This window comes from Paenibacillus mesophilus, from assembly GCF_005938385.1.
GTDB lineage: Bacteria > Bacillota > Bacilli > Paenibacillales > NBRC-103111 > Paenibacillus_AB > Paenibacillus_AB mesophilus.
The window spans coordinates 96,052-119,515 of record NZ_VCRA01000007.1 but is presented as its reverse complement, the minus strand read 5'-3'; the positions used below and the strand labels follow the sequence as shown (position 1 = coordinate 119,515).

Here is a 23,464-nt window from a genome sequence, read left to right as displayed (position 1 = left end):
CGAGACATGATCCGGCTCAATCGAACCTTTTCCGCACTCGTAACTGGAAAACATGCCGTTATTTTTTCGATTTCTTTGCTTCTACGGGTAGTGAACTGGAAAACCTACAGTATGTTTTCTCTAATTTGCTTTTTGGGGCCGATTATGGCGAGATTAGCTGTAGGTTTTCCCGTTATGGCCAGCTATTTGCTCTTTACCAGTCGCATTTACTGCAGGTTTTCCATTTAGTGGTTGGTTCTTATCCAAACAAGCGGACGCCGCGTTCATCCAAAAATTGCTGCGCTTCCCGCAGGGCGTCCGGGTCGAAGCCGAACGTGATCCGCATCATGTCCATCCAGTCCCGTTCGCGGGAATATTCGTGCAGTTCCGTTCCTTTATCGGTCTTCACGAACAGCTTCCGATTGACGACCGAGTACGCCGTATCGTTCTTGAACGCGGTTGCCACGATTCTTCGCATGAACGGGTTACCGTCATCGTCTCTCAAGGAATCCGTTATCGCGTCGTTGAAGCTCGCCAACGTGACAGGCTTCCATTCGATCTGCTTCATCACGAAGCTTTGCCCGTTCGTTCGCCGATCGATCCTGTAACGGTCGTCTTCCAGCTTCGTGATGATCACTTCTTCCCCGAATCGGGTAAAATGAGGCTGCCTCTCCAACGAGAGAGGCTCGAACAAGGGAGCTCCGTACCCGACATCCACATAATAGCTCTGCTGTCCGATCGTCACGCGAAGCGCCAAATGCATGTTTCCGCCGGTTGCGCGGACGATTTCCGTCTGAAAGCCGAGCGATTGCAGCAGCTCCCCGAATGAAGAGTTCAAGATGTAGCAGTTCCCGCCGAATCCTTTTGCGATCCGGTTGTGCAGAAACGTTTCCAGGGAAGGCATCCATAACGGGCCGGTCTTCCCTTGGTGCATATAATAGTGCAGCTTGCTTATATTCTCGAAAGGGACCCGGCACAAATGATGCCGGATCAGACTTTGCAAATAGGGCAGCGAGGGCTCCCGCTTCCCGATTTGAATCATATTCAAGTACGCGCCTTGCAGGGAATCGTTCATGGACTGTGCCCCCTTCGATCAATGCGGTTTCAAAATCATCAGGACGATGATAACGGTACTGAGAACGGTTGCCCACAAATGATAGCTTCTCACCCGCGCATACATCGCTCCCGCCTGTGGCGATATTCCGCCGCCCGACTGTACGTCAGGGCTTCCAACAGCCTCATGAAGCTTCTTTGCCGTCGGGTTCAGAAATCCGATGATCAGCACCTCGATGACGATATACAGCAGCAGCGTCCCTATTATCCAAATTTGCATAAACGAGCCGTACGAGCCGAGCCAAAATAACGCGAATCCCGATAAAACGGCGAGCGTGCCGAATAGTTTCGGAAATAGTTCCAGCTTGGCGACATGGCCGAGTGCGGTTGTCATCTCGGCCGCGGAAGACGTATTGCGCAGCAGCAGCGGAAAAGCGAAGGTAGGACCGATCCCGATTACCGCCGACAAAACATGAAGCATGACAAGCCATTGCATCTGATTCAACACCGCTTTCATGGGAGTATGATTTTCAATTCCCATAATAGCCGGTAATCTGCTTGTCCTTGTATCGGTTGAATTACGTATTGTTTCGATTACGGATTCGGATCGTCCGACATAAGTCCCTTCTCGACGATGTAACGGGTCAGAGCCGCGCGGGAGGTCAGCTCAAGCTTCTGGTATATTCGCTCCAAATGGGTCGTTACCGTCCGTACGCTGACGAAAAGCAGCTTGGCGGTCTCCGCATTCGTACAGCCGCGGGCGACGTGTATCGAAACTTGACGTTCTCTCGCGCTGAGCACGGTGTAGAACGGATCGGTTTCTTTCGCCCATTCCAGCTTGGCGCGCTCCACGGCTTGTCTGAATAAATGGCGGCGGTCGTTGTCGGAGACGGAGGCCAAGCTCGAGAGCGTCTCGCCGATTCTGCGGGAGAGCAGCGTCAGGAACCGCTCCTCCAGACGGTCGAACGATTCGCCGCCGGCCGGATTCGCCTGTTCACAGCAAACGATGCCTTGCAAACTATCGTTTGCTGCGATCGGAAAAGCGAGATAACTGTCCGGCTGCAATATCGGCGGGCGGATCACGTTCGGACTGTCGCCTTGAAGAGAGGTATCGGCGGCTTTCCGAATCGTATGCATATAATTCATCTGGGACCGGATGTTGCGCAGCCGGATCATCCGGCGTTCCGACGCGACCAGAGCGGCCAGACGCTTCATTGCTTCGAACGCGGAATCGTCCGTTCCCGCTCCCGGCACGCCTCTCGAGGCAACCAGCTGCGGCTCGCGGTCGTCCGCTCCGGGTATCCAGCAGGAGGACCGGTTCAGCTCCACCGTTTCCGCCAAAACATGCAGCAGATCGCCGTATGTTTCCGGGTCCGGCTGCGGGTGATGCGACTCTTCATCGCACCGCCTGACCGACAGCACGCGGAAGAGGACGGCGGCTCGCAAAGCCGCGGCCGATTCGGCACCGGTCACCCAGGAAAGCGCCTTGATCGATTGATCGATCGATTCGAATAACGGACCTTCGCTTACCGAGCTTACATAAGTCACTTCCAGCTCCCAATGGACCAGATCGTCAGGGGTCATTAACCGGATGAGAGCGAGCGGATTGTCCTGCAGATTGCTTGCCGTCTTGTTCAGCAGTTGGTTGGCGATGGCGACATGCTCCTCGTCCACATGCCATACTTTCGACAAATTGGCTATGTTCGGAACGAGGTCGCGCGAGCCGGTAATGATCGTGGCGGGAAAAACGCCATCGAATACAGGCATCAGTTCGGCAGGCAGCAAGCTATCCTCTCCTTTCGGCCAGCAGCGAGCCCGCTCGCGGACCCGGAGTTTGGATATACACGCTGTGCACTTCCATTCCGATTACAAGGCAGTCCGATGAATCGATATGGAGCAGCTGCGCAAGGTTCGGGAAGCAGTCGACGGTCAGCTTCCGCTGCCGCTCGAGCAATGCCGAATCGTCCTCCGCGAACGCGCGGCACCGGACAAACGGACCTTTCGCTTGATACGATTCGTTATCCAGTCCGGATGTTAGCAGGACGGCCAGGCACGAGCCGTCCGCCTTGTAGTCGCTCAGCCGCCGCCACTGCTTCGTTAAGACGGATATCCACAGAAGTCCGTTGGCGTCCGCTTGAACGCCGTAAACGCGGCAGCAGAAAGGATGCGCTCCATTCTTTACAGCTGCCACATGAGCGAAGAGGGGTGACGGCCGCTCCAGAAATCGGATCAGCTCTTCGGGCCATGGCTTCATTTCCGATCCCTCTCTCGTTTGTTTTATGTTGCGTCTCTACCTAATTCGGCGTATGCGTCCAAGTTCCTTGCGGGGAGCGGCGCTTTGATTGTCGAATCCGCGCGAAAAAAAGGAGGAAAATCACCGATTCCTATGGAATATAGTAGACAAGAACAGCCCCACATGCGGATTCCCGCTCCGATGCGAATTCCGTTTCGGTTCCGGCGGTCCGCAAATATGAAGGAAAGGGGTGCGGCAAGATGGAGCTTTGGGCGATATGGCTCATCGCGGCCGGCATTTTGCTTGTCATCGAAATGATGACATTGACGTTCTATTTATTATGGATCGGAATCGGCGCCGTCGTGGCTGCCGCGGTCGCGCTGTTCGTGCCCGACTCGTTCGTATGGCAGGTGTTGGCGGGCTGCATCGTCGTACTTGTGCTGACGGTGTTCACGAAGCCGATTACGCGCCGATTCCGCTCTTCGAGAGGCTTTACGGATGCGGTGGACGAACTGATCGGCAAGCAAGGCATCGTAGTCGAGAGCATACAGGACGGCAAGCCCGGTATCGTCAAGGTGGGAAGCGAGACATGGAGCGCGGTCTCCGACGAGAACTTGACCAAGGGAGACACCGTAATCGTCGTCGAGAGGGGAAGCGCTCTGCTGCAAGTCCACAAATGGAGAGGGGATGTTTAAGTGGGAGTCATACTTTCTCTTATCGTGCTGTTCATCGTTATCGTCATTGCGGCATTGTCGATCAAAATCGTACCGCAGCAAAGAGTGGGCGTCGTGGAGCGGCTCGGGAAATTCAACCGGCTGCTGACGCCGGGCGTCAACATCCTCGTCCCGATCATCGACCATGTGCGGACGTATCACGACCTGCGCATCCAGCAGGCGAACGTGCCGCCGCAGACGGTTATTACGAAGGACAACGTGCAGGTGCAGATCGACACGATCATTTTCTACCAGGTGACCGGGCCGGAGCAGGCTACTTACGGCATTTCCGATTACGTCTACGGGGTGCGGAACATATCCACGGCCACGATGCGGCAAATTATCGGCAAGATGGAGCTCGACGAGACGCTCTCCGGCCGGGAGAAAATATCGACCGATATCCGTGTCGCGCTCGACGAAGCGACGGAGAAATGGGGCGTCCGGATCGAGCGCGTCGAAGTAATCGACATTCAGCCGCCCAGCGACATCCAGGAAGCGATGGACAAACAGATGAAGGCCGAGCGCAGTAAGCGCGCCATCGTATTGGAGGCGGAGGCGGCCAAGCAGGATATGATTTTGCGGGCGGAAGGCGACAAGCAGAGCAAAATCTTAAAGGCGGAGGGCGACAAGGAAGCGCGCATCCGCGAAGCCGAAGGGCTGCGGCAGGCTCAGGAGCTGGAGGCGCTCGGTCAGGCGAAGGCGATCCAGGCGGTCGCCGAAGCCGAGAAGCGGCGGATCGAGCTGCTGCGCGAGGCCGGTCTTGACGAGCAGGTGCTTACGTACCGTTCGCTCGAGGCGTTGACCGACATTTCGAACGGGGCGGCGAACAAAGTGTTCATCCCGACGAAGGCGGTGGAGACGCTCGGCAGCATCGGAGCGATCGGGGAAATGCTGAAGTCGGTCAAGAAGGACTGAAACGGATCGTACAATACAAAAAGACGGAGCCACGCGGATGCGGGCTCCGTCTTTCCGCATTATGCAAACTGCAGCACAACCATCTGATGACATTCCAGTCTCGGCACCGTGTAGGTGACGACACCGTCATTCGCTTCGAACGGGATGTCGGTCATTTGCGGCGCCAAATAGACGCCGCTTACCGGACGGTTCGTCCGAACCGATGCCTTGACGCTGTCGAGAGGCACGATGTCTTCGATAATTTCCACCGATTGTCCTCGCCGTACGGGGGAAGCATATAGCAGATGGTGCACCCACCGGTTCTCGCTCGGCTGCTCCTGAACGGTCGTTACGCCTTGGGCAGGCAGCGAGGTCGTCAGCGTCCGGCGGTCTCCGAGCAGTCGGCCGAGCGCGAGCGAGACGGTCTCGCGCAGGAACAGACTTCCTTTCTCCGCGTAATCCTCGAACACGTCCCAGGCGATATAGATGCCCGCCGCACCCTCCGCCATACCCGGACCTCCGTGCTGCTTGCTATTCGGCGTATGTCTGTGCGAACAGAAGTGGAACACGTCGCGGTTGAAGTAAGGATCCTCGCGATGGCCGAGAATCGTCGCGCCTGCCGCTTCGATCTTCTGCCCTTCCGCATACATGACGTAGGCGGTACCGGCGGACAGAGCGGAGCCGGCGGCCGACTCGTGCTCCGGCACCCAGTAGTCCGGCCGGTACGGATTCGGTCCGACCCAGCGTACGCCGAAATCGACGGCGAACCCGGTACCGTCCGTCCGCAGGCCGGACTGTCCTGTTGCCAGCAGCCGTCCTCCTTGTCCGACGAATTCCGCCAGCCTGCTCTCGAGTGCAGAATCGATACGAATCCGGTCGGGCAAAATCAATACGGCGTACTTGCTCCAGTCCGACTCGAAATCGACTACGTCGAACAGCCAATTTCCTTCGAGCAGCATGCGGACGGCGCCTTGGTCGGGCTTCGGGCATCTTCTCTCGTCGTCCTTCGCGAATCCGGACGCTTCCACGGTCAGCAGCGCGATATCCGCGACGTTGGTCGTCCCTTCGCACCACGCCTCCTTCGCCTCCACCTCGCGGTACGCTTCGCCGATCAGCCGGTACGTCGCTTCGTCCATGAGCCCGTCCGGATGAAGCTGGTCCCCGATCGAGCAGCGGGCGCCGTTCGCGAGACTGAGCGCCGTCTCGTAACGGAGCGCGTTCGGGTGCTTAAAGCCGCCGAATTCGCCCCACGACAGATGAAATTTGCCGGTCATGCCGAGTACGGGCATTCCGAGCCCTTGCGCATAACGCGCGGAGAGCGGGAAGTGATCGTAGCCCCAGCCGCCGGTAGGCAGCGATTCCAGCTCCAGATGCGTATTGCGCCGGGCGAGATCCCGTCTCCCTTGCGGGATGTGGCCGCCGTTGTGGAATACGGGAAGTCCGGGCATATGCTTATGGACGGCTTCGTTCGTCCGTTCGGTGTAGCGGGCGTACGTTTCCTCCCATAGCGGCACCATTTTCTCCCGATCCCGCGGATCGATTCCACGCTCTCTGGCGGAGCGGATGCAATGATGGCAATAGCATTCCCGGATGCCGACGATATCGAGGAAAATGCCGTCCGCTTCGTAGCCCGTCACGACCTCCTCGATCTGGCTGACGAGCACGTCCAAGTACGGCGAATTCATGCAGAACGCATGCCACCCAGCGGTCAAAAAATCCGGCGCTCCCGCCGGCTGCTCGTTGCGTCTGCGCTGCAGCCATTCCGGATGCTCGCGGGTGAGCTTCTCGTCCAATCCGGCGGACAAGTAGACCGGCGTTTTGACCCCGATTTCGTGCGCGGCTTCAATTTGGGCGCCGAGCAGGTCGAAAGTCAAATAGGGATGCATCCGGTTCGCCTTGGACGGATGGTAAGCCCAACCGTGATGGCATTTGGAGAATACCGTGATCGAGTCTACGTGGCCCAGCTTGAGCATTTGTTGGAATTGCTGCTTCGAGAAGCCGGCTCCGATGCCGGGAATCGCCTCCGAAGTATGGAAATCAAGGTGCACTTGGCGGAATCTCATTGGGCTTAACCTCCTGGAATTAAGAACGGATCAATATCCCTAGTGTAGCGCTTCCACGGCCGCCTACACAGTGACGGTTCCGACCTAAGCTAGCACAATTCCGACTTTCGTTCCGCGTCCGAATGGTATAGGATAAGAGCATAACGATAGATCAAGGGCAATCGACAACCGGACGAGAACGGGGAGTGGAAGCATGGATTGTCTGGAATGGTCCGTATCGCCGATGCCGCAGCTTGTAACGGTCGGGCACGGCGTCTGGAAACCGGGAATGAGGCATTTTTCTCGCAATTTCGGTCTTTATGACGTTCTGTTCGTCCGCTCGGGCTGCATGTATATGGCGGAGGACGGTCGCGAGTACGAAGTGCGCGCCGGCCACATGCTCACGCTGGAGCCCGGAAAGACGCATGTCGGATATAGGGAGAGCGAGGAAGAGACGGAAATATTTTGGATTCATATTAAGCACGATTCCGAACAGTGCCGTTTGCCCGCGGAGCAGATTCCGTGGTCGCTCGTGCTCCGCAAAGGGACCGATTCGGACTTGGCGCCGGTCAACCGGCCGATCTACATGCCCAAGTTCGGCTATATGGAGCTGAAGGAAGCTTGGATCATTCTGGAGGAAATGGTGCGGCTGCACAACCGGCTTTCCGTGGAAACGGTGCTGGGGCTTCAAGTGCAATTCGTGCAATTGCTCGCCAAGCTGCAGGAGCTGGTCCGGACTTCCGAAGCGGAGAGCCGGTCGGGAAGGCTGGCCGGAGCGGTCGCCGCCTACTTGCGCAAACATGAGAGCCTGCCATTTTGTACGGGTCAATTGGAGAAGGAGTTCCATTACAACCTTGACTACATTTCGCGATGTCTGAAGCGGCATACGGGAATGAGTCCGCTCGAGTATTTGCGGCATGTCCGAATGGAGAAGGCGCGGCGGCTGCTTGAGCAATCGGCCGAGCTGACGGTGAAGCAAATCGCCGAAATCGTATGCATGCCTGACCCGAACTACTTCTCGCGCATGTTCCGCAAAGAAAGCGGCATATCCCCGGCGGAATACCGCAAGAAGCGGCTCGGATACAGTGGATGATACGAAGAAAGGCAGCGGCGCGACACGGCTTCCGGCGATAGATACGGCGGAATGATTTGCAGCGCATGAAAATGGGTAAGGACGTGCTGAACAGGTACGTCCTTTTGAGCGTTACCAAAAAGAGGAATGACTCCGAGCTTGGCGAATGTGTAGGTGAACCGACAAGCTCGGAGGGGATCGAAATGGAACGTGTAGCGTTGATTACCGGAACGTCCAGCGGATTCGGTTTGCTGACCGCAGTCGAGCTGGCCCGTCTCGGGTACCGGGTTATCGCCACGATGCGCCATACGGGCGATCAAGGCGCGCTGCTTGATGCGGCCGGCCGCGCAGGCGCCGCCCCGCTTGTGGAAGTGATGCGGCTTGACGTAACGGATGCCGAAACAATAGAGAGGGTCGTGTCCGAAGTGATGTCCCGATACGGCAGAGTAGATGTGCTGGTCAATAATGCGGGGTTTGCTTTGGGCGGATTTGTGGAAGAGCTGACGATGGAAGATTGGCGTCTGCAGATGGAGACGAATTTCTTCGGTGTCGTCGCCATGACGAGAGCGGTTCTGCCCATCATGCGCGGCCAACGAAGCGGCACGATCGTCAACATCGGGAGCGTAAGCGGAAGAGTCGGATTTCCGGGTTACGCGCCTTATGCCGCCTCCAAATTTGCCGTAGAAGGCTTCAGCGAAAGCCTCCGTCATGAAATGTCGCCGTTCGGCGTCCGGATCGTCCTCGTGGAGCCGGGCGCGTACAAAACCCCGATATGGAACAAAGGATTGGCGAACATACGCACGAGCCCCGACTCCCCTTACGGGAGAAAGCTGCAAGCCGTGCTGAAATATTCGGAACGCGCGGCGGCCGCCGCGCCCGACCCTCGGCAAGTCGCCGGGCTGGTCGGGCGCATCGCCGTCTCCCGGTCGCCTCGCTTGCGCTACGCGCTTGGCAAAGGGGCCCGGCTGACGTTATGGGGGAAAGCGCTGCTGCCATGGAAATGGTTCGAAGGTGTGATTCGTCAGGCGCTCCGATAGAACGGGAAAACAAAAGAAGGTTGGAGACCGTCCTGCTAAGGAAGGTCTCTTTCGGGTGGTTTCCCGTTAACGGCAGGCCTCCGCCGCCACGCAGCGACTTTTCCATGGTGCCGGCATACGGCCCGTTTTATCATATACAGCGTCAGCGGATAGACGAGAGAACACGGAGAAGGAGGCGATCGATACTTTTCCTTACGCAGCCGGATTGCGACCCACGGGTTGAACGAACACCATTCACACTGGAGGGATATGATGGAACATGCGGGTGGGAGCTATAGCATTTCACTTGTAGTTTTATCGATTACGATGGCTATTGCGGCATCCTGCATTTCGCTGGATATGACGAGCCGGGCGCGGCAGTCGGCCGACCGCCGCCGCAGATCGTTCTGGCTGTCCGCCAGTGCCGTTACGATGGGTCTCGGGATATGGTCGATGCATTTCATCGGGATGCTGGCGCTAAGGCTGCCTTTTCCGACGACGTATCAGTTGTTCTTGACTTTCATTTCCCTTGTTATCGCCATCATTTCTTCCTTTCTCGCCGTATTCGTGGTGAGCCGGGCCCGGCTCAGCTTTTACTGCTTCATATTCGCAGGGGTGTTAATGGGTGGAGGCATATCCTTGATGCATTATATCGGGATGGCGGCGATCCAGAGCACCTATACGATCCATTATAAGCTGCTTCCGTTTATCGGATCGATTCTGATTGCGATTGTCGTGTCGTATTGGGCGCTGTATTTGACGTTCCGGCTGCAGAAGCCGAATTGGCTAGAACACAACCCGACGGGCAAAATGACGGGCGCCGTTCTGCTTGGCATAGCGATATCGGGCATGCATTACGTCGGCATGATGGCCACTCATTTCGCGGCGGCGCCGGAACCGGCGGAGCATATGCAATCGGTTCCGTCCGGCAGCTCGACCTTTCTGACCGTAACGTTGGCTCCGGATGCGTTGTCCTTGTGGGTGGGCGTCACCATCTTTATCCTGATCGCGATATTGATCGCCGGCGCTTTTATCGACCGCAAGCTGGCTCTGGAATCCGCGCAGCTGAGCGCTCTCCAATTCGAAGCGCTGTACAACGGCAACCCGGATCTCGTCTGCACGATAGACCTTCAGGGGCGGATTATTCAATCGAATTACGCTGCCGGGCACATTACGGGGTATACGGCGGAAGAGCTGCTGCTGCGAACCAGACACGATCTGCTGCCTCCCGAACGATTCGAAGAATCGGAAAGGCGCTTCGAGAAGGTGAGCCAGGGAATTCCGCAAACGTTCGAAATGGAGCTGATTCACAAAAACGGGCATTTAGTCCATTTGAACGCTACGACGATTCCGGTCCTGAAGGAGAAACGGGTGGCGGCGATCATGCTTATCGCCAAAGACATTACGATGCAAAAGCAGAACGAGGAAATGTTCCGCAAATCGGACAAGCTGAGCATGGCCGGGCAGCTCGCGGCCGGAGTGGCCCACGAAATACGCAATCCGCTGACTTCGATCAAAGGCTTCTTCCATCTGCTGCGCAGAGGAATGGGCAGGGAAGACATCTATGAAGTGATCGACGCGGAAATCGACCAGATCGACAGCATCATTACGGAATTTTTGCTGCTCGCAAACCACCAGCCCGAGCAATATAAACGGATCAACTTGAAGGAGCTTGTCGGCCACGTGCTGACGCTGCTTCAAGCTCAGGCCAATATGAACAATATCGCGATCGAAACCCGCACCGCCCCGGACTTGCCGTATATTTTGTGCGACGAGAACAAGATCAAGCAGGTTTTCATCAACATGATCAAAAACGCGATCGAATCGATGACCGGCGAAGGCACGATTACGGTGGATTTGACGAGAAAGGGCGACAAAGACGTGCTCATCCGGATCGCGGACGAGGGAGGAGGCATATCCGACGAGCTAAGGCCCAAACTGGGAGAGCCGTACTACATCACGAAAGTGAAAGGAACCGGAATCGGTCTTATGGTCAGCTTCAAAATCATTAACGAGCATAACGGTACGATCGAGTATAAACATGCAGACGGTGCGGGGACAACGGTGGAGGTGACTTTGCCGATCGATTGAGTGCTTGACCGGTACGGGTAATCGAATACTCGACTGGAATAGGGATGGAGAACATAGAAAGCCGGAATTCCGTTAACGGATTCCGGCTTTCTTCGGTTCATTCTTTAACCGCACGCCGTGTCGCCGCACCATGCCCGCGAATCCGGGACATCGAGCCATTCCCCGTCCCGTTTGATCGACAGCTGGCTGATCAAGCCGGGAAGCGTCATATCGAGAGCCCGGTGGATGGAGATGGGCGAAGGTTTGCCTTCGGTCAATGCATCCAGGAAGTCGGTCATCATAACGTAATCGCTTCCCCCGTGCCCGCTCGGTCCCAGCATCGATTCGGGCATGCGCTGCCATATATCGGGAATGTAATCTTGGCCGACCGTCGCGAGATCGGCCCATTCGTGCTTATCGCTTTCGCCGTTCTTCACAAACACTTTCCCCGACCCAAGCAGCTCGTGCCGGACGCTTTCATAGCAGCCGCGAGTGCCTTGGAGCGTGTAGTTGAGCGCGGTCGGCCGCTCGGACAGCATGTCGAGGCGGACCCGGATCAGCTTGCCCCGCTCCGTTTTGGCCATCATGACACAAGTGTCCTCGATCCCGTAGGGACGGTTTTGGCCGTCGGCGTAATGGCGGCCGCTGCCGACGCAGCTTACCCGCGCGATACGGTCTCCTTCCATCCATTCGAGTATCGGCCCCAGGCTGTGCGTGCCGTACGTTATCCCGTTTACCCCGGTCTGCCAAGTGCGCCGCCAAGGCGTCGATTCGTTTAACGGCTTGACCTCATGCAAATATTCGCCTTCCGCGAAATACAGCTCTCCGAATAGTCCGCTGCGCACCATATTTGCGATTGTCATGTGCGGTTTCATGTAATTGCAGTTTTCGGCCATGATGTACTGCCCTTTGGATCGAGCCGCCGCCTCGGCCAGCTTCCTGCACTCCTCGATGGACACTCCGGCGGGAACTTCGCTGATCACGTGCAGGTTGCGCTCCAGCGCCAGCAGCGTCTGACCGACGTGAAAGTGCATCGGAGTCCCGATAATAACCGCATCCAGCCCGGCTTGCTCCAGCATGCTCTCGTACGAAAGGAACGCCGGACACGGTCCGAAGTGCGTTTTGGCCTGCTCCAGCCTTTCTTCCGAAATGTCGCAAATGGCCGCGACGGCGGCCCGCGGATGAGCTTCCAAAGCGCTTTTGAATATTCTCGGTCTGCCCGCCGCACCGACGATGCCGACCTTCAGTTTCCCGTTCCGGTCCATTCGTATCGCTCCTTCTGGGGGATCTACTTGCATTATAAGACGAGCGGACGCTGTGATGCTTTGTTCGAAATCGCATTTTTTTTGTCCTTTTTCGCCAAAAGCGCGACAAGCGGGGGGAGAGAGGATATATAATGGGATCAAAGCGGGCTGCTTGAAGGCACGCCGTCTAGTCGGGGAGGAGACAATCGTTGGACTACACGAGAATCCGGCTGCGGAATTATATTAACGTCGATCAGCTGTATGCGTTCCATTATTTCGAGTTTACGAAAGATTATGTCTTCCACGGGGAGAAGCACGATTTCTGGGAGCTGTTCTATGTGGACAAAGGAGAAGTGATCGTATACGTCGAGGACGTGCAGTATGAGCTGAAGCAGGGCGACGTCATGCTGTATAAGCCGAATGCGTACCATCGCTTGTCCGCCAACCGGGTAACCGCTTCCAATCTGTTCGGGGTCGCCTTCGCGTGCAGCTCGGCGGTGCTTGCGCATTTGGCGAACCGGCATTTCCGCTTGAGCGAAAGCGAGCGGGGTCTGCTTGCGCAAATCGTCAAAGAAGGCTTCCGTGCGTTCGCACCGCCGTACCACGATCCGGATGTGCATACGATCGTGCGCCAAGCCGGAGCCCCCGAAGGGTGCGAGCAGCTGCTTCAGAGCTATCTCGAAATATTGCTGATCCGGCTTATCCGCCGCGCCCATGGCGGACAGGAGCCGAGCGAGAAGCTTCCGTTCGTGCCGAAGGAGAAGCGGGAACGCGATCTGGTCCGGAGCGTGACGGCGTTTCTTCGCGACCGTTTGAACGAGGACTTGTCGCTCGATGCGGTGTGCGAATCGTTCAACGTAGGCAAGACGCACATCACCCGGCTGTTCAAGCGCAGGACCGGTTACCCCCTAATGGAATATTTCAAAAGATTGAAGGTGGAGCAGGCCAAAATGCTCGTCCGCGAGGAGCGGCACAACTTCACGGAAATATCGCGCTTGCTCGGGTACGGCAGCATCCACCATTTCTCTAAAGCGTTCAAAAAATACGGGGGCATGACTCCGTCCGAGTATGCGAAATCGATTCAGGCGAGAGCGGGCGAATCCCGACAGGCGGCGGATGCGGATAGCGGGAATAGGCCGTTCTGGGCCGATACGCTTACGTTCGGGACGAAGGAGAGCGATTGAAAGGACATCCATGCGGCCGGGCGGCGGCAAATCTTATCCATACGAGAAAGCGGTGATATACAGGAAATGGGAAACCGGCTGGCGAATAAAATATGCGTAGTGACCGGAGCGGCTTCGGGGATCGGGGCCGGCATCGCGAGACGTTTCGCCCGGGAAGGGGCATGGGTCGTCCTGGCCGACGTCAACGAGGAGAGCGTCCGCGAAATCGAGCGGGACATCCGCCGTTCGGGGGGCGAGTGCGAGGCGCATAAGACGGATGTCGGAAGCGAGCGGGAGATCGCCGAGCTGTTCCGCCGCGTCGGCGAGAGGCACGGAAAACTGCACATTTTGAGTACGAACGCGTACTGGGCGGCGCCCAAAAATGCCGTGGACACGTCGCTTGAGGAGTGGAACCGGTGCATGGCGGTTACGCTGACGGCTCCGTTTCTATGCAGCAAGCACGCGGTGCAGCTGATGAGAGTGACGGGAGGCGGTTCGATCGTCCACACTTCCTCCGTAGGCGGCGTAGTCGCTTTCCAAAATAATGCGTCCTATATGACCGCCAAAGCGGGCGTCATCCAGCTTTGCAAATCGATTGCGGTCGATTTCGCGGCGGACGGTATCCGCTGCAACGCGATATGCCCGGGCATCATCGACACGCCGTCGACCCGCTCCGACGATACGGAGGAGCTCAGGCGGCTGCGCATGAGCAAGACGCTCGCCGGGCGTTACGGAACGCCCGACGATATCGCTTCCGCGGCCTTGTATTTGGCCTCGGACGAAGCCGGTTTCGTTACGGGAACCGCCATGATGGTCGATTCGGGCTGGTCAATCATCTAGTATTCGATGCATAATAGAGAAGGGAGCCGATCGTATGATAAACGAAAATTTCGAGCTGATGTCGGACACTCCGTTCCTCGCCTTGGACCTCGAGGTGCTGGAGCGCAATTTGCGCGGCATGGCGGCGCTTGCCAAGCAAGCGGGGGTCAAGCTCCGTCCCCATACGAAGACGCACAAGAGCCCCTACATCGCCAAGAAGCAGATGGAATATGGCGCGGCCGGCATTACGGTGGCGAAGCTGGGGGAGGCCGAGGTGATGGCCGATCACGGCATCGACGATATTTTGATCGCCTTCCCGCTGGTCGGACGGAACAAGCTGAAGCGGTTCAGCGATCTGCTCGGCCGGGCGAAGCTGACCGTAGGGCTTGACGACATCGCCGTCGCGAAAGGAATCAATGACGTGGGCGAAGCTCACAAACGGCGTATTCCGGTATACGTAGATGTCGATACCGGGCTTCACCGGATGGGAAGAGGGGTGAAGGAGAGCGTCGGGCCGATTCTCGAAATCGCCAAGCTGCCTTATCTGGAAGTGCGTGGACTGATGAGCCATACCGGTCACGCGTATGCCAAGCCAACGGTGGAAGAGATCAAAGCGACGGCGATCGAGGATGCGGAGCTGCTGAACGAGACGCGGACGCTTCTCGACAAGCTCGGGCTGTTCGTTCCGGAGATCAGCGTCGGAGCAAGCGCAACCGCCCGCTTCATCCCGGACATCCCGCATGCGACGGAAATGCGGCCGGGCATGTACGCGTTCAACGACCGGTTCGTCATGGCTGCAGGTGGAGCGGAGGAGGAAGATTGCGCCGTGACGGTAGTCGCTACGGTCGTTGCCCGTCCAACGCCGAACCGGATCATTATCGACGCCGGTAGCAAGACGTTCGCGGCGGACGCTTTCAAGCACGGCGGCCACGGGCATGTGATCGGACACCCGAACCTGACTCTCAGGGCGTTGTCCGAGGAGCACGGAACGATCGAGGTGACGGGACATTCCGAGCTGCGTATCGGAGACGTGCTGCGGATCATTCCGAATCATATATGCCCGTCGATCAATTTGGCGGACGAGCTGTTCGCTTTCCGGAACGGAGAGCTGGAAACCGTCGTCCCCGTACTGGGCAGAGGGAAGAACCGGTAAACGAAGCGGAGGAGCGTATTCCATATGGCATTTGACCGACTGATCAAAAACGGCTGGATCGTCGACGGTACGGGAGCGCCGCGGTTCAAGGGAGATATTGGCATTACGGGGGACGAAATCGAGGCGATAGGCAGCTTGGGCGATGCGGCGGCGGAAGAAATCGTCGATGCGGAAGGACGGGTCGTATGTCCCGGCTTTATCGACGTTCATGTGCATTCGGAGCTGGCTCTGCTTGGCGGACCCGACCAGTACGCACCGCTCCGGATGGGCGTTACGACGCAGCTCGCTTCGCCCGACGGATTTTCCTGGGCGCCGCTGTCCGGCGGGCAATTGAAGGAAATGAAAGATTACTTGGCGACGTTTTACGAAGACGATTGCATCGATCCGTCGCAACCGATGTCTATCGACGATTTGCTCGCGTTGTTTCGCGGTAACATTCCTTCCAATCTCGTCCTGCAAGTTCCTCACGGCTCGATCCGGCAGTCCGTGCTGAACTGGGAGACGCGGCCCGCCGATGATGCGGAGATCGCCCGGATGGCCCGCCTCACGCGGGATTGGATGGAGCGCGGAGCGAAAGCGTTCGCTACCGGACTCGAATACGAGCCGATGCGGCGGGCGGATCTCCGGGAGCTGGTCGCGTTGTCGCGAACGGTCGCCGAATACGGCGGCATCTACGTCGCTCATCAACGCGGGTACGGCGACAATATCCGGACAGGCTGCGAGGAGACGTTCGCGATCGGCGTTCAAGCGGGCATTCCGGTCCACATTTCCCATCTGACGATCGATCCGATGGCGGCCTCGGAGCTTGAGAGGGGAGCGTCGGAAGGGGCGGACATCACGTTCGATATGTACCCTTATCCGGCGGGGAGCACGCATTTGCTGCTCAACCTTCCTCCGTACGCCCAAGAAGGGAACCCCAAGGAGGTCCGGGACCGGTTGTCGGACCGAAGCTTCCGTCAGCGAATCGCGGCTCACATCGAGCAAGCTTTTCCGCTTGACCGGGTACGTTTCGCGTCGGTCGGCAAGCCGCGGGCGGACGGGAGCGCTTCCGCGGCGGCGCCGGACTGGGTAGCCGGCATCCGGAATTGGGAAGGGAAGCTGATCGGCGAAGTGCGCGACGAGCTCGGCATCAGCTTGACCGACCTCGTGTGCGATTTGATCGTCCATACCGAGTATCCGTCGCTGATGATTTTCCATTGGCCGCAAGAGCGGTACGGTTACTTAGAGGATACGTTCAAGCATCCGCTACATATGGTCAGTACGGACGGCATATATGCCGGTGTCAGTCCGCATCCGAGAGGCTTCGGCTCCTATCCGAAAATATTCCGCGAATACGTGTACGAGCGGGCTTGGCTGTCGCTCGAGCAGGCGGTTCGCAAAATGACCGCGTTCCCGGCCGAACGGTTCGGCATATCCCGGCGCGGGGTGCTTGCCAAGGGATGCTACGCCGATATCGCCGTATTCGACCCGGCCCGGATACGCGACCGGGCCACGTTTGCCGAGCCGCGCTTGACTCCGGAAGGGGTGGAGCATGTGCTCGTGAACGGCCGGTTTGCGATAAAAGACGGCCAAATCGTACCGGGAAATTTCGGACGCATAGTCCAATAATCAATGATCTAAAAGCCGGTGAAAAATGGAGCGGAAGGTCTGAAATGATGCTGGAGAAGCGTCAGCGTTCGCATTTGTTTCCGGATTTTTACCGATTATGGGCTTATTCTGTTGACAATTATCATGAACTCGATAATTGCAACTTGTATCAAAAAATCTGGAAGCAACGGCGATCGGAAGCATATTTCAGACCTGTAGTGGAATTATTCACCGAACTTCAAAAGGAGGCTGCAATCGTGTCAACTGTTAATGAACGGTTCGAGCAAGTCAAACAATCGCTGGGGTGGCTGGAATCTCCAGCAGTAAAAGAGCCCAAGCTCGTTTTGCCGGTGCGGGTGGACGGCCGGATGGCCTATATCTCCGGAAACGTAGCGTTCTCGGCCGGTGAACTGAAGTACAAGGGACGCATCGGCGCCGATGTGTCGATCGAAGAAGGCAAGCTCTCCGCCGCTTATTCGGTGCTGAACTGCCTGATGGCGCTGGAGAGGGAAGTAGGTCTCGAGCGGGTGGAGCAAATCGTCAAAGTAACGGGATATTTGAGCTGTACGGAAGAAGTGACCGCCCACCCGGAAATCATGAATGCGGGCAGCCAAGTGCTCGTCGACGTATTCGGAGACGCGGGCAAGCACGCCCGGGCCGCTCTCGGCATTCATACGCTGCCGCTCGGCGCTTCCACCGAGGTGGAAATCGTCGTTGCGCTGAAAGCGTAAGATGGTCGCTATACTGCTCTACTGGCTCGCGATCAACGTCGTCGGTTTTTTCCTGTTCGGCTTGGACAAGCTGAAGGCCGTGCGCAAGGAAAGGCGGGTGCCGGAGAAACGTTTGTTTCTCATCGCGGCGCTTGGCGGCGCAGCGGGCGCATGGATCGGGATGAGGTCGTTTCGGCATAAGACGAAGCACGCTTCGTTTACGTTCGGCGTCCCGGCTCTGCTGCTGCTCAATATCGTGTGCATCAGTTTGTTGATTAAAGCTTTCGGTTAACTGATCCGAAAGGAAACGATAAAACCTCCAAAGCCGTACGGTGTGCGGCGTTGGAGGTTTTGCTCGTGTCGTCTTGTTTTTCATGCGGATTGACCGTTTCCGGCTCGAAACCTATAATTCATGTAAGTAGTCCGGCACGTCGGACCGACCGGACACCCAAGTCGCAGCTTCGGGGGATCGCCATGCATATCAGAACGTTTAACCGCCACACGTTTCACTCCGGCTATAAGGGGAAAAGCGGCGGCATTCACCCTTTCTTCGAAATGCTGTACATCGCACAAGGAACAGCCGTTCTGGAATGGATGGGCGGCGAATACGAGGTCCCGTCGCCGAGCTTGTATGTGCTGACACCGAATACGCCCCATCGGCTTGTCCGCTTCCAGACGCCCTTCAGCTTCTGGTACATCGAGATGGATATCGGGGATCAGGAAGCATGTCCGAGCGCCGAGCAGGCTATTTATTGGAATCGATTACAAAAAGAGGCGGACTACAGTTCGGAAGAGCTGCGCCCGATCAAGCAGACGCTCGACGCCTTAAGCCTATCGCTGGAATATAAATATCGCGGCAGCGCCGACTATGACGACGAAATCGTCAAGCTTGACGTCATGAAGACGATTCGGCTTATCCATAATTACCTTCGGAACCGGCTTCATGCGTCTGCGGAACCGAATGACAAGGCGAACCGGGAATTTATCCAGACGCTCATGAGACATATGGAGACGAGCTATTACGAACCGATCGATCTGACCGCCTTATCGAACCGGGTGCACCTGAATTCTTCGTATCTCGTCCGGGCGTTCAAGAGCGAGACCGGAATAACGCCGATGCAATATTTGAACAAGCTGAGGCTAAGCGCGGCGATCAGCTATTTGGTCAACACCGAGATGGGGGTGCAGCAGATCGCGGAAGCGACCGGCTTCAACAGCATCCACTACTTCTCCAGGCTGTTCAAGCGCAAATACGGAATGAGCCCCCAGCAATGGCGGCTCGCACAGCGGAAATAAGGCACAGGCCACCTCAGTCTCGGCGAATTCCGGAATGCTTCTCTCTGTACGCTCCGGGCGACAGACCGGTAAATTTCTTGAAAGCCGCCCCCATATATTCGGCATGCTTGAAGCTTAACCGCTCGGCGATGACGGACAACGTCCAGTCCGTTTCGGTCAGCAGGCGCATGACGAGCTTCATCCTAACTTGGACGATTTCCTCATGCGGGGTTCGGCCCAAAGCTTGCAGAAAACGATGATCCAGAGACCTCCGGGAAAGCGGAATGCGACGCAGCACGTCCTCAACCTTCAGATCCTCGTAAGCATGATCGCGAATAAATTGGACGGCGGCCGATACGTAGGGGTCATCGACAGCGATGACATCCGTCGATAAGCGCGTAACGACTTCGAGCGGTGGTATGGACCATACCCGGGGTTCGATTCGTTCGCCCGACATCATGCGGTCGAGCAGCGAGGCGGCCATGTATCCGGTTTTCATCGTATCCGTTCGGATGCTGGATAAGGGCGGGGAAGACAGGTTGCATAGCAAATCGTCATTGTCCACTCCCAGAATGGCAACTTGATCGGGAACGATGACGCCTGCAATCCGGCATGCCTCCAGCAGCGACTGGGCCATGCTGTCGTAGCAGGCCATAATGCCGATCGGCTTGGGCAGCCGTTCGACCCACCGGGCCATCGCCATTCTCCCTTCCATGACCGTAGACTTGAGCTCGTGCTGAAAAAGATGGATCGGGTGGCCTCTGCCTCGAACGATCCGTTCGAAGTGCTTCCCTCGTTCGACGGACCATGGAAATGTCGGATCCCCGCAATACGCAAAGTGCTTCAAGCCCCTGCCGGCAAGATGCTCCGCGGCCCATAGCGCTATCGTTTCATCGTCCGTCTCTACGCATGGCAAAGCAGGGAGTAGGCGCGACGCGCTCAAATCGACGGTCGGCACATTCAAGAGCCGAACATAGTCGGCGATTTCTTTATTCTCGATACGGGCAAGAATGCCGTCGCCGCGCCAGTCGTTCAACCAAGACAAATCCGTGCCGAGCCGGCTATGCTCCCCCAGGTAGATCGACCAGGGGCGGTGCGTACGAATGTATGATTTGATTCCGGCGAGCAATCCGCGCGCATATTCGTTCGAAGTTTCGATCAGCAGAGCGACATGCTTCTGCGGCTTCTCTTCCTGCCGACGCGTAGCATCCGCAGCTGTAAAATTTCTCACTCGTACAGCTCCTCTATCAGACTATATGGTTTATAGTATACTATTTTCCGTGATTATCCGATGTAAAAAATCTAAGGATTTGTACGAAAATTCTCATCGACCTCCCTTCTGGCGGAAGCTATAGTTTAGGTATGCACGGGAAGGGAGGATCACTTGAATGAAGCCTATAAAGGTCGGCATCGCGGGGCTGGGATTCGGAGCGGAATTCATTCCGATCTATCAGTCGCATCCTTATACGGAGCTTGTGGCGGTATGCCAAAGATCCGCGGAGAAGCTCGGACAAATCGCCGACCATTTCGGCATTCCGAAACGATACAGCCGGTACGAAGAGATGCTGTTGGACCCGGATATCGATGCCATCCATATCAATACGCCGATTCCCGACCACGCGGAGCAGAGCATTGCCGCACTGCGGGCAGGGAAGCATGTCGCCTGCACCGTGCCGATGGCCACTTCGATAGAAGACTGTCATCGAATCGTCGAAGCCCAGCGGCAGTCGGGGAAACAGTACATGATGATGGAAACAGCCGTTTATACGAGGGAGTTTTTGTACGTCAAGGATTTGCTGGACCAAGGGAAACTGGGCCGCATTCAATTTCTGCGGGGCGCGCATCAGCAGGAGATGGCCGGATGGCCGGGGTATTGGGAAGGATTGCCGCCCATGCACTATGCGACGCATGCGGTCGGTCCGCTGCTTGCTCTTGCCGGCCGGGAGGCGGAGAGCGTCAATTGCCTGGGCTCGGGCAGAATCGATACGCGGTTGGCGGAGAAGTACGGGTCTCCGTTCGCGGTGGAATCCGCGCTATTCCGGCTGCGCGATTCGGAGCTGGCCATGGAGGTTACGCGTTCCTTGTTCGAAACGTCCAGGGAATATGTGGAGAGCTTTGACGTATATGGAGACCTGATGAGCTTCGAGTGGCAGCAGTTGGAGCGGGAAGCGCCGGTTGTTTTTACCGGCGAGTCCGGAGAGCGCGTGAAGATTCCGGACTACGCCGACAGGCTGCCTGAAGAAATTCGCAAATTCACAACGCAAGGCGTGTATGACGCTTCGGAGAACAAGCATCTTTCCTTCACGCAAGGCAGCGGACACGGCGGTTCTCACCCTCATCTCGTACATGAATTCGTCATGAGCATCGTCGACAACCGGAGCCCGTTTCCCGACGTATACACTTCCGCGAATTGGACATGTGCCGGGTTATGCGCGCATGAATCCGCCATGAATCGGGGGGCGGCAATATACTTGCCACAGTTCAGAAAACATGGCAAATTCAAGGAGTGAACAAGAACTATGTCCTTCACGCTGCGAGTTGAACATTTGCCCGGCGTCTTACGGATATACCGGGTTGGTCGAGCTGATCCTATCATCGTCCAGCATGCGGAGAGCAATAAGAGGCCGTATATTCATCCGATCGCAGCCCCGGACGGGAAAGGCATTCTGACCGAAGATGCACCTTCTCATCATCCTTGGCAGCACGGTTTATATATCGGCTTGAATGCAGTTAACGGCATCGGGTTTTGGAGCGAGGGGCTTGGCGGAAATAAAGATCAAGACGGCTCGTTTCACCCTCTCCCGATCGAGCATTTCCAGGCAGCCGGCAATGAAGCGTCCTGGACTGTGCATACGGAGTGGCGCGACCCTTCGGGTTCACCGATGCTGCAGGAGGAGCAGACGTGGTCCTTCACCGACCGCGGCGATTATTATGAGCTGGATCTGAATTGGCGGCTGACCGCGGAAATCGACCTCACCTTCGGACAATACCCTTATGGAGGCTTGTTTCTTCGAATGCCTTTCCGTAAAGAAACGGGCGGCGACGTATACAGCAGCGAAGGGCGGCGAAGTACGGATGCGGAAGGGCAGCGAGCCCGCTGGGTTGCCGTGAGCATGCCGATCGAGGGCCGGGAGGGGCCGGCCGGAATCGCGATCTTGGATCATGCCGGGAATAGGGAGCATCCGGTTCCATGGCGCGTGGACGGACAATTGGGGATAGGTCCGAGCTGCTGCATCGCCGGAGAGTGGAAGCTGGCCAAGGGCGAGAGTCGTACGTTCAAATACCGCGCGGTTGTATTTTGCGGACAAATCAAGGCTTCCTTTATCGAACAAGCATGGAAGTCATTTTGCGGGAGGTAACATGACCATTCCTAATGTTATTGTCGTTCATCCGAGCTTCGAGCAGGTGTGGCCTTATACGGCGGATCGCTTGCGGCAGCTTCTCGGACGGGTAGGGGATTTCGAGCTGATTCGCTTGCCTCGAAATTGGATCGGCACGCTTGCGGAGGCGGTTGCGGAACCCGAGAAAGTAACCCGCCTCGTCACGCTGGCCGTTCCTGTGACGACCTCGTGTTTGGACAAATTCACTAGCTTGCGGGAAGCCTACATCGGCACCGACAATTATGCCGTCTGGAGACCCGAGGAATTGTATTCGCAGCTGAAGGACAGAGGCGTAAGCGCATATGTTCATCCTTCTGAGGGATACTGGGGACAGTCCGTATCCGAATTCGCCCTCGGGCTTACGATATGCGCGTTAAGACGCATCCCGCAAACACACCACGAAATCATTGCGAGCCAGCAACCATGGAAATACGAGTATCAGCAGTTCGGGGACGATCCCCGCTTCGTAAACGGCACCGTGGAAGGCAAACGAGTGCGTATCGTGGGAGCGGGCAATATCGCGAGCCGGTATGCGAGTTTCGTCAACATGCTCGGAGCCGATGTCGCGGTATGGGATCCCTATGCGGCGGAGCCGGCCTTTCACCGTGCGGGGAGCCGGAAGGAATGGTACTTGGAGAGGCTCGTGCAGGACGCCGAAATATTCGTCCCGATGGTGCCGCTGACGGAAGGAACGAAAGGAATCGTGACCGCGGAGCATATCCGGATGCTGCCGCAAGGCTGTATCGTCGTGCTGGCGACGCGGGCCGGCATATGCGATACGGAGGAGCTGCGGAGGAGGGTGCTGGCCGACGAGCTCAGTCTCGCCGCTGACGTATTCGACATCGAGCCGCTGCCGCTGGACGATCCGCTGCTCGGCCGGCATAATGTCGTCCATACGCCGCATAACGCGGGGAGAACGAAGGAAGCGAACTTTAAGTGGGCGGAAATTGTAGCAGCCCAGTTTAAATAAGAATTCGGGGCAGCTGTCTTGGGCGAAAAATCGCCATGGCGGCTGCTTTTTGCTTATGCTCGGCCTCTCTGAAATCGGCATAAGAGACACT

Annotated in this window: 22 protein-coding genes; 15 read left to right on the top strand and 7 right to left on the bottom strand. The window is 57.1% G+C overall.

What is annotated here, in order from left to right:
- Positions 1 to 238: 238 nt before the first annotated feature.
- Genes FE783_RS15000 through FE783_RS14985 form a run of 4 tightly spaced genes read right to left on the bottom strand, consistent with a single transcriptional unit; the run spans position 239 to position 3,286 of the window.
- Positions 239 to 1,054 (bottom strand): arylamine N-acetyltransferase, encoded by an 816-nt coding sequence (locus FE783_RS15000; protein WP_138880194.1) that lies wholly within the window; start codon positions 1,052 to 1,054, stop codon positions 239 to 241.
- 18 nt (positions 1,055 to 1,072) lie between these two features.
- A complete protein-coding gene (locus FE783_RS14995) occupies positions 1,073 to 1,573 on the bottom strand; it encodes a DUF2269 family protein (protein WP_138880193.1) in 501 nt (166 codons plus the stop codon).
- Positions 1,574 to 1,626: 53 nt separating this feature from the next.
- A complete protein-coding gene (locus tag FE783_RS14990) occupies positions 1,627 to 2,817 on the bottom strand; it encodes a LuxR C-terminal-related transcriptional regulator (protein ID WP_138880192.1) in 1,191 nt (396 codons plus the stop codon).
- A 1-nt stretch (position 2,818) separates the two neighbouring features.
- Positions 2,819 to 3,286 (bottom strand): hypothetical protein, encoded by a 468-nt coding sequence (locus tag FE783_RS14985; protein WP_138880191.1) that lies wholly within the window; start codon positions 3,284 to 3,286, stop codon positions 2,819 to 2,821.
- Positions 3,287 to 3,525: 239 nt separating this feature from the next.
- On the opposite strand from FE783_RS14985, the gene FE783_RS14980 reads away from it, so the two are divergent.
- Both FE783_RS14980 and FE783_RS14975 read left to right on the top strand, forming a co-directional pair.
- Positions 3,526 to 3,960 carry an NfeD family protein gene (locus FE783_RS14980; protein ID WP_138880190.1) on the top strand — a complete coding sequence of 145 codons (435 nt, stop codon included), beginning with the start codon at positions 3,526 to 3,528 and terminating at the stop codon, positions 3,958 to 3,960.
- A complete protein-coding gene (locus FE783_RS14975) occupies positions 3,961 to 4,893 on the top strand; it encodes an SPFH domain-containing protein (protein ID WP_138880189.1) in 933 nt (310 codons plus the stop codon).
- Positions 4,894 to 4,952: 59 nt separating this feature from the next.
- Here FE783_RS14975 and FE783_RS14970 read toward each other — a convergent pair whose 3' ends face one another.
- Positions 4,953 to 6,935, bottom strand: coding sequence for a beta-galactosidase trimerization domain-containing protein (locus FE783_RS14970; RefSeq protein ID WP_138880188.1), 1,983 nt, complete (start codon positions 6,933 to 6,935; stop codon positions 4,953 to 4,955).
- 193 nt (positions 6,936 to 7,128) lie between these two features.
- On the opposite strand from FE783_RS14970, the gene FE783_RS14965 reads away from it, so the two are divergent.
- The 3 genes from FE783_RS14965 to FE783_RS14955 all read left to right on the top strand — a co-directional run bounded on the left by FE783_RS14965 (position 7,129) and on the right by FE783_RS14955 (position 11,093).
- Positions 7,129 to 8,007 carry a helix-turn-helix domain-containing protein gene (locus FE783_RS14965; protein ID WP_138880187.1) on the top strand — a complete coding sequence of 293 codons (879 nt, stop codon included), beginning with the start codon at positions 7,129 to 7,131 and terminating at the stop codon, positions 8,005 to 8,007.
- Positions 8,008 to 8,189: 182 nt separating this feature from the next.
- A complete protein-coding gene (locus FE783_RS14960) occupies positions 8,190 to 9,023 on the top strand; it encodes an SDR family oxidoreductase (RefSeq protein ID WP_138880186.1) in 834 nt (277 codons plus the stop codon).
- Between the two features lie 252 nt (positions 9,024 to 9,275).
- Positions 9,276 to 11,093, top strand: coding sequence for an MHYT domain-containing protein (locus FE783_RS14955; RefSeq protein ID WP_158301812.1), 1,818 nt, complete (start codon positions 9,276 to 9,278; stop codon positions 11,091 to 11,093).
- A 104-nt stretch (positions 11,094 to 11,197) separates the two neighbouring features.
- On the opposite strand, the gene FE783_RS14950 is transcribed toward FE783_RS14955, so the two are convergent.
- Entirely contained in the window at positions 11,198 to 12,337 is a 1,140-nt protein-coding gene (locus FE783_RS14950; RefSeq protein WP_158301811.1) for a Gfo/Idh/MocA family protein, read from the bottom strand.
- 188 nt (positions 12,338 to 12,525) lie between these two features.
- On the opposite strand from FE783_RS14950, the gene FE783_RS14945 reads away from it, so the two are divergent.
- The 7 genes from FE783_RS14945 (at position 12,526) to FE783_RS14915 (ending at position 19,044) form a co-directional block, all read left to right on the top strand.
- Positions 12,526 to 13,500 carry an AraC family transcriptional regulator gene (locus FE783_RS14945; RefSeq protein WP_138880183.1) on the top strand — a complete coding sequence of 325 codons (975 nt, stop codon included), beginning with the start codon at positions 12,526 to 12,528 and terminating at the stop codon, positions 13,498 to 13,500.
- Positions 13,501 to 13,566: 66 nt separating this feature from the next.
- Positions 13,567 to 14,319: an SDR family NAD(P)-dependent oxidoreductase gene (locus FE783_RS14940; RefSeq protein WP_138880182.1), complete on the top strand. Its 753-nt coding sequence runs from the start codon at positions 13,567 to 13,569 to the stop codon at positions 14,317 to 14,319.
- Positions 14,320 to 14,353: 34 nt separating this feature from the next.
- Positions 14,354 to 15,451 (top strand): alanine racemase, encoded by a 1,098-nt coding sequence (locus FE783_RS14935; protein WP_138880181.1) that lies wholly within the window; start codon positions 14,354 to 14,356, stop codon positions 15,449 to 15,451.
- Between the two features lie 24 nt (positions 15,452 to 15,475).
- Positions 15,476 to 17,059, top strand: a complete 1,584-nt coding sequence (locus FE783_RS14930) for an N-acyl-D-amino-acid deacylase family protein (RefSeq protein WP_138880180.1) — start codon at positions 15,476 to 15,478, stop codon at positions 17,057 to 17,059.
- Between the two features lie 236 nt (positions 17,060 to 17,295).
- Positions 17,296 to 17,769 carry a RidA family protein gene (locus tag FE783_RS37560; RefSeq protein WP_158301810.1) on the top strand — a complete coding sequence of 158 codons (474 nt, stop codon included), beginning with the start codon at positions 17,296 to 17,298 and terminating at the stop codon, positions 17,767 to 17,769.
- A 1-nt stretch (position 17,770) separates the two neighbouring features.
- Complete coding sequence (locus FE783_RS14920) at positions 17,771 to 18,040, top strand: DUF1294 domain-containing protein (protein ID WP_138880178.1); 270 nt, start codon at positions 17,771 to 17,773, stop codon at positions 18,038 to 18,040.
- Positions 18,041 to 18,222: 182 nt separating this feature from the next.
- On the top strand, positions 18,223 to 19,044 hold the full coding sequence (locus FE783_RS14915) for an AraC family transcriptional regulator (RefSeq protein WP_138880177.1): 822 nt from the start codon (positions 18,223 to 18,225) through the stop codon (positions 19,042 to 19,044).
- A gap of 13 nt (positions 19,045 to 19,057) precedes the next feature.
- Here FE783_RS14915 and FE783_RS14910 read toward each other — a convergent pair whose 3' ends face one another.
- Entirely contained in the window at positions 19,058 to 20,254 is a 1,197-nt protein-coding gene (locus FE783_RS14910) for a XylR family transcriptional regulator (RefSeq protein ID WP_138880176.1), read from the bottom strand.
- A gap of 157 nt (positions 20,255 to 20,411) precedes the next feature.
- Between FE783_RS14910 and FE783_RS14905 the strand changes: the two genes are divergently transcribed.
- From FE783_RS14905 to FE783_RS14895, 3 genes are read left to right on the top strand one after another with little or no spacing between them, the layout of a single operon-like run.
- Positions 20,412 to 21,533: a Gfo/Idh/MocA family protein gene (locus FE783_RS14905; protein WP_138880175.1), complete on the top strand. Its 1,122-nt coding sequence runs from the start codon at positions 20,412 to 20,414 to the stop codon at positions 21,531 to 21,533.
- Positions 21,534 to 21,542: 9 nt separating this feature from the next.
- Complete coding sequence (locus FE783_RS14900; protein WP_138880174.1) at positions 21,543 to 22,382, top strand: DUF6807 domain-containing protein; 840 nt, start codon at positions 21,543 to 21,545, stop codon at positions 22,380 to 22,382.
- Between the two features lies 1 nt (position 22,383).
- Positions 22,384 to 23,373, top strand: coding sequence for an NAD(P)-dependent oxidoreductase (locus FE783_RS14895; RefSeq protein WP_202916197.1), 990 nt, complete (start codon positions 22,384 to 22,386; stop codon positions 23,371 to 23,373).
- Positions 23,374 to 23,464 lie beyond the last annotated feature (91 nt).

Coding starts and splice junctions, on each gene's coding strand:
- FE783_RS14905 (WP_138880175.1), top strand. CDS start 20,412: ATGAAGCCTATAAAGGTCGGCATCGCGGGGCTGGGATTCGGAGCGGAA.
- FE783_RS14960 (WP_138880186.1), top strand. CDS start 8,190: ATGGAACGTGTAGCGTTGATTACCGGAACGTCCAGCGGATTCGGTTTG.
- FE783_RS14940 (WP_138880182.1), top strand. CDS start 13,567: ATGGGAAACCGGCTGGCGAATAAAATATGCGTAGTGACCGGAGCGGCT.
- FE783_RS14920 (WP_138880178.1), top strand. CDS start 17,771: ATGGTCGCTATACTGCTCTACTGGCTCGCGATCAACGTCGTCGGTTTT.
- FE783_RS14915 (WP_138880177.1), top strand. CDS start 18,223: ATGCATATCAGAACGTTTAACCGCCACACGTTTCACTCCGGCTATAAG.
- FE783_RS14935 (WP_138880181.1), top strand. CDS start 14,354: ATGATAAACGAAAATTTCGAGCTGATGTCGGACACTCCGTTCCTCGCC.
- FE783_RS14930 (WP_138880180.1), top strand. CDS start 15,476: ATGGCATTTGACCGACTGATCAAAAACGGCTGGATCGTCGACGGTACG.
- FE783_RS14950 (WP_158301811.1), bottom strand. CDS start 12,337: ATGGACCGGAACGGGAAACTGAAGGTCGGCATCGTCGGTGCGGCGGGC.
- FE783_RS14955 (WP_158301812.1), top strand. CDS start 9,276: ATGGAACATGCGGGTGGGAGCTATAGCATTTCACTTGTAGTTTTATCG.
- FE783_RS14995 (WP_138880193.1), bottom strand. CDS start 1,573: ATGGGAATTGAAAATCATACTCCCATGAAAGCGGTGTTGAATCAGATG.
- FE783_RS14985 (WP_138880191.1), bottom strand. CDS start 3,286: ATGAAGCCATGGCCCGAAGAGCTGATCCGATTTCTGGAGCGGCCGTCA.
- FE783_RS14970 (WP_138880188.1), bottom strand. CDS start 6,935: ATGAGATTCCGCCAAGTGCACCTTGATTTCCATACTTCGGAGGCGATT.
- FE783_RS14980 (WP_138880190.1), top strand. CDS start 3,526: ATGGAGCTTTGGGCGATATGGCTCATCGCGGCCGGCATTTTGCTTGTC.
- FE783_RS14965 (WP_138880187.1), top strand. CDS start 7,129: ATGGATTGTCTGGAATGGTCCGTATCGCCGATGCCGCAGCTTGTAACG.
- FE783_RS14900 (WP_138880174.1), top strand. CDS start 21,543: ATGTCCTTCACGCTGCGAGTTGAACATTTGCCCGGCGTCTTACGGATA.
- FE783_RS14895 (WP_202916197.1), top strand. CDS start 22,384: ATGACCATTCCTAATGTTATTGTCGTTCATCCGAGCTTCGAGCAGGTG.
- FE783_RS15000 (WP_138880194.1), bottom strand. CDS start 1,054: ATGAACGATTCCCTGCAAGGCGCGTACTTGAATATGATTCAAATCGGG.